Raw genomic sequence first — 4,734 nt, 5'->3', positions numbered from 1 at the left:
ACCCTCCCGACACCACACATTGATGAGCAGTAGTCACCTACGCTCGGATCTTGCGTACAAGCAGCGCCCGACCTCCTGAACGGGTCGGGCGCTGCTCTGTGGTCGGGATCTTGGTGGGTGGCTACGGGCGGATGAACTCCCCGTCCGACATGCCGCCCGCGAACGCGTCCCACTCGCCGGGGGTGAAGACGAGAGCGGGGCCGTTGCCCTTGTCCTTGCTGTCCCGCATGGCCACGCGGCCATCGTCGAGGAATGCGACCTCGACGCACTGGCCGTTGTTCTGGGAGCGGCTGGACTTACGCCACACCGCGCCCGTGAGGTCTGAACTCATCATCGCGAAAACTCCTTTGCCGCCTGTCGAAGCATGTTCTGCGTGTTCTTGGCGTCCAGGGCCGTGTCCCAGATCGATGTGAACGCCCGGTCATACCGCTCGATCTCTTGCGGCTTGTCGAGGTAGAGGTCGCCGGTGAAACCCTCCATGTAGACGGTGGGCGGCTCCATCGGCTGACCGTCACCGCCGACAGGAAAGCGGAGGGTGGTGAACGGGCCGGACATGAGTCCGTGATGCAAGCCTGCTGCGAACGGCACGACCCGCAGTGAGACGTTCGGCATGTCCATCGCCTCTGCCAAACGGTCCAACTGGCGAGCCATGACGTCACCACCGCCGACCGGCTGGTGAAGAACCGCTTCACCGAGCGCCAGTTCCAAGGTAGGCGGCGCGGTCACCCTGGTCAGCAGCTCCTGACGGGCCAGTCGGACATGCACCCGCCGTTCGATCTCCTCGGGGGCGACGTCCGGGTTGTCCGCCTGAATCAAGGCGCGGGCGTAGTCATCCGTCTGCACGAGGCCCGGGACCAGGTCCTTGATGTACTGACGCAGGCTCGCTGCCGCGCCCTCCAACCCGATGAACAGGTCGAACCCTTCAGGGATCACGTCACCGTAGGAGTGCCACCACCCTCGGTTCTTCGTCTCTTTGGCCAGGCCCATAAGACCCTTGGTCAACTCGGCGTCCGCGCCGTACACGCGGCACATGGCCTCAACGTCCAGGCTGCGCATGGACGTTTGCCCCGTCTCGATGCGCCAGATCTTCTGATCCGACCATTCCAGGGCCGTCGATGCCGCACGTACGGTCAGCCGCGCGCGATTGCGCAGCTCACGCAGGTGTCGCCCCAACTGACGGCGAGGCACGGTCGAGCCGCTTGCCGCTTCCACCACGTGGTGTACCTCCGATCTGGAACCCATCTTACATCCGAAATGGAAGCCCACATCTTCCCGATATGGAATAGGGGATATGTGTTCGAAGAAGTGTCTTCCAGATTTCCAATATGGAGTGTTGCATATTCGATTAGTCCAGTGCTTCACTCGGTAACGCAGGGCAGTGGCCGTAGCGCTGAGAGTGAGTGCGGGTAAGGGAGGGCAGGACGTGAAGCAGCTGATGTTTGGCTATATGCGCGTACCGAGCGGGATGTCTGACGAGGAGGTGAACCGGAGGCAGGCAGACATGACCGCGTACGCCGAGGCCGAGGGCCTCACCCTCGCGACCGTGTTCCACGAGCCGTTGGACGGACGGATCGACGCCTTCGGCGAGATGATCGAGGCCATCCAGTACGCGGAAGCCCGCCACGTGATCGTTCCCTCTTACCGCGACCTGGCCCTCACCCGCGCTCTCCAGGACGCCATGATCCTGAACATCGAGCACGTATCCGCGCATGTAGTGAGCTTGGACGAGCGCGCGTGAACCAGAGCCAGGGCGACGAAGAACCCTTCTACTTCTCCCAGCGGGCCCGCTTCATGGATCAGCTCAGCCTTGCCGCTGTCGGCTCGGCGGTGAGTATGTCCCGCCACTTCATGAGGCTCACGCTCGGCAAGTGGCACGCCCGCTCCATCGAAGGGGACGCCACCCTTGTCGTCTCCGAGCTGGTGACGAACGCCGTGAAAGTGACCGGCGTTCTCGACCGCCCGCCAACGTGGCTGGAGCTGGAGACCTTGAACCTCGTGACCGTGCGCTTGGTCGGCCTCGACGCCAGCGTCGTCATCGAGGTGTGGGATACATCCAAGGAAATGCCCGTCCTCCAGAAGCCGGACGACGACACCGAAGGCGGGCGCGGTCTTCTGCTCGTCCAGGAGACGGCGAAGTGCTGGGGTTTTTGCCGCACGCCGCGGGGCAAGTTGGTTTGGGCTGAGATCACGGTGCCCGAGGCGACTTCTACCGTGCTGCCGCACCGCCGCAGGGCGGAGCGCTCCGACGTACGGTCGGCCGCGCGGGCTGATCCCTGGCTCTTACGCCGTGTGCTCGTCGGCCTCCAGGCCGTCTGAACAGCACTCGCCCTGGAAGAGGTCGAGGCCGTCATCGCGAAGATGTACGCGGAGCGGTCGGCTTCGTGACCTACGCTCGCTAGGCTGTCCGGTATGAGTGAACTCCCTGACATGCGGGCCTCCGACTCCGAACGCGACCGCATCGCCGAGGCGCTGAGGGAGGCGCTCGCCGAGGGGCGGCTGGACATGGACGAGTTCGATCAGCGGCTCGGGGCGGCGTACAAGGCTCGTACGCACGGCGAGTTGGAGGTTCTCGTGCGCGACCTCCCGGCGCCGGGACGGGCCGGGGTGGATGCCTCCCGACGGACGTCGGAGCCCGGAGGCTCACCGGACTGGACCGAGCGCGTCGGCGGTCAGGCCACCTCCCGCTGGGGCGTCGCCGTCATGGGCGGCTTCCAGCGCGGGGGCCGCTGGATCGCGCCGCGTGCCTTCAACTCCGTGGCGTTCTGGGGCGGCGGCCAGATCGATCTGCGCGACGCCCGGTTCGAGGACCGGGACATCACCATTCGCTGCTTCGCGATCATGGGGGGCATGGAGGTCGTCGTGCCGCCCGACGTCGAGGTGCACGTCAGCGGCATCGGCATCATGGGCGGCTTCGACGACAAGGCCAGCGGCCCCGGTACGCCCGGCGCGCCGCGCGTCACCGTCAGCGGCCTGGCCTTCTGGGGCGGCGTCAGCGTCAAGCGCAAGGAGCGCAAGGAGAACAAGGCAGTGCGGAAGGCGCAGCGCGAGGAGCGGCGCAAGACCCTGGAGTAGGCGTGCGTCAGAGCGTCGCCGACGAGGCGTTCTTGAGGCTCTTCAGGTCCACCGCGCGGGCCATCGCCTGGTAGCCCGCGTCGCTGGGGTGCAGATGGTCGCCGGAGTCGTACCGCGGATCGAGGCGCTTCGGCGCGGCCGGGTCGCGCAGCGCCTTGTCGAGGTCGATGACGTCGTCGTAGACGTGCCCCGCCCGGATCTCCGCGTTGACCGCCTCCCGTACGGCCTCCAGCCGCGGGTCGTAGCCGCGGTGGCCGCCGAACGGCATCAAGGTCGTGCCGGAGACCGGCAGGCCGTGGGCGTGCGCCCGCGCGACCAGTTCCCGCAGGCCCGCCACGATCCGGCGGGGGTCCTTCTGGTGCGGCAGCCGCAGGATGTCGTTGACGCCGAGCTGCGAGATGACGGCCCGTACGCCCGTCCGCGCGAAGACGTCGCGGTCGAGGCGGGAGAGGGCGCTGGGGTTGGCGGAGACGCGGCCGTGCATGCCGCCGAGGAGCACGCGGTTGCCGCTGATGCCCTGGTTGAGCACGCCGTAGCGGGGCGCGTCCGGTTCGGTGCGCAGCCGGGCGGCGAGGAAGTCCGTCCAGCGGTGGTTGGCGCCGACGGTGGAGGTGACGCCGTCGGTGATGGAGTCGCCGATGACGGCGACCGCGCCCTGGGCGTCCTTGTTCCACACGTCGACGCCCGTGAGGTAGCGCCAGTACGGGCTCCGGCCGGTGTACGCGGCGCCCGAGCCGTCCTCGGCCCGATCGCCGTGCGCGAGGTAGGAGGTCTGGCGGGCGTGCGGGTGGTACGTGACCGGGCCCGAGGGCGTCGGCGAGTAGGTGGTGACCAGCAGGTCCGCGGCGGCGGGCACGGCGAGCCGGACGGGGTCGCTGACGACCGAGCGGCCGGCGGGGATGGTGACGCCGGTACGGCCGCCGAAGGTGAGGCGGCGCATGGTGCCCGGCTCGGCGGCGGCGTCGCCGGGGGCCGCGGCCAGGGCCACGGAAACGTGCGTGAGGGAGAGCGGCTGGTTGCCGTAGAGGTTGGAGAGCTGGATGCGGGCGCTGGTGCCGCCGATGCTGGTGTGCACCACGTTCCGTACCGACATGCCCGCGAAACCGCCCGGCGTACGGGGCTCGGCGGCCGACGCCGACGTGCCCCACGTGCCGGCCCAGGAGCCGGTGGACGCGGGCGACGCCGAACCGCGGGCCTCGCCCGCCGCGGCGCCCGGCCGCTCCCCGGTGCGGGCCCCGATGAAGATGGCGGCCGATATGAGGACCACCACGGCCGCCAGCGCGGCCAGCACGGCGTAGGCCGTACCGCGGGGCATGGGGGGCCTGGACATGGGCGGACTCTCCTCGCAGGGGCGCGGTGGGCACGGGATCAGCGGCGCCGTCGCGGTCCGATCGGCCTCCATGATCCCATGGCGGCGCGGGGGACCGCCCGGCGGACGGCGCGGTACCCGTGCGGCGCACCGCGGCTAGGGGGCGACCGCCGCTCGCGCTGCGCGCCCCTCTCCAGTTCGGACCTCAACAGTTCGGACGCCGGGAACTCCTGGTCCGTTCCCCGAGTACCTCGGACAGGGACAATTGCCGAAGGACGGCTCGAACGGGTGGAGTGGATGGAACCGACGCACACGGGAAGACCGGCGGACACCGCCGGGGCGGACGCTGATAC

General features: G+C 68.8%; 6 protein-coding genes. 3 read left to right on the top strand and 3 right to left on the bottom strand.

Translation table 11 applies throughout. The features are described from left to right. Positions 1-121: 121 nt before the first annotated feature. Both ACFU99_RS33505 and ACFU99_RS33500 read right to left on the bottom strand, forming a co-directional pair. Positions 122-334 (bottom strand): DUF397 domain-containing protein, encoded by a 213-nt coding sequence (locus ACFU99_RS33505; RefSeq protein ID WP_384399246.1) that lies wholly within the window; start codon positions 332-334, stop codon positions 122-124. Further along, a complete protein-coding gene (locus tag ACFU99_RS33500; RefSeq protein ID WP_384399243.1) occupies positions 331-1,215 on the bottom strand; it encodes a helix-turn-helix domain-containing protein in 885 nt (294 codons plus the stop codon). The genes ACFU99_RS33505 and ACFU99_RS33500 overlap by 4 nt, the downstream gene beginning before the upstream one ends. A gap of 208 nt (positions 1,216-1,423) precedes the next feature. On the opposite strand from ACFU99_RS33500, the gene ACFU99_RS33495 reads away from it, so the two are divergent. From ACFU99_RS33495 to ACFU99_RS33485, 3 genes are all read left to right on the top strand, one after another. Then, positions 1,424-1,738 carry a recombinase family protein gene (locus ACFU99_RS33495; protein ID WP_384399240.1) on the top strand — a complete coding sequence of 105 codons (315 nt, stop codon included), beginning with the start codon at positions 1,424-1,426 and terminating at the stop codon, positions 1,736-1,738. Then, positions 1,735-2,316 (top strand): ATP-binding protein, encoded by a 582-nt coding sequence (locus ACFU99_RS33490; protein WP_384399237.1) that lies wholly within the window; start codon positions 1,735-1,737, stop codon positions 2,314-2,316. Before ACFU99_RS33495 ends, ACFU99_RS33490 begins: the two co-directional genes overlap by 4 nt. 93 nt (positions 2,317-2,409) lie before the next feature. Beyond that, positions 2,410-3,072 carry a DUF1707 domain-containing protein gene (locus tag ACFU99_RS33485; RefSeq protein ID WP_384399234.1) on the top strand — a complete coding sequence of 221 codons (663 nt, stop codon included), beginning with the start codon at positions 2,410-2,412 and terminating at the stop codon, positions 3,070-3,072. A 7-nt stretch (positions 3,073-3,079) separates the two neighbouring features. Here the strand turns inward: ACFU99_RS33485 and ACFU99_RS33480 are convergent, their stop codons facing one another. Next, positions 3,080-4,402, bottom strand: coding sequence for an SGNH/GDSL hydrolase family protein (locus ACFU99_RS33480; RefSeq protein WP_384399231.1), 1,323 nt, complete (start codon positions 4,400-4,402; stop codon positions 3,080-3,082). Between the last annotated feature and the right edge of the window lie 332 nt (positions 4,403-4,734).

Origin of the sequence: Streptomyces sp. NPDC057654 (genome assembly GCF_042800135.1) — a bacterium.
In the GTDB taxonomy this organism is placed as follows: Bacteria; Actinomycetota; Actinomycetes; order Streptomycetales; family Streptomycetaceae; genus Streptomyces.
The sequence above is the reverse complement of the archived record's forward strand: the minus strand, read 5'-3'. Positions and strand labels throughout refer to the sequence as shown.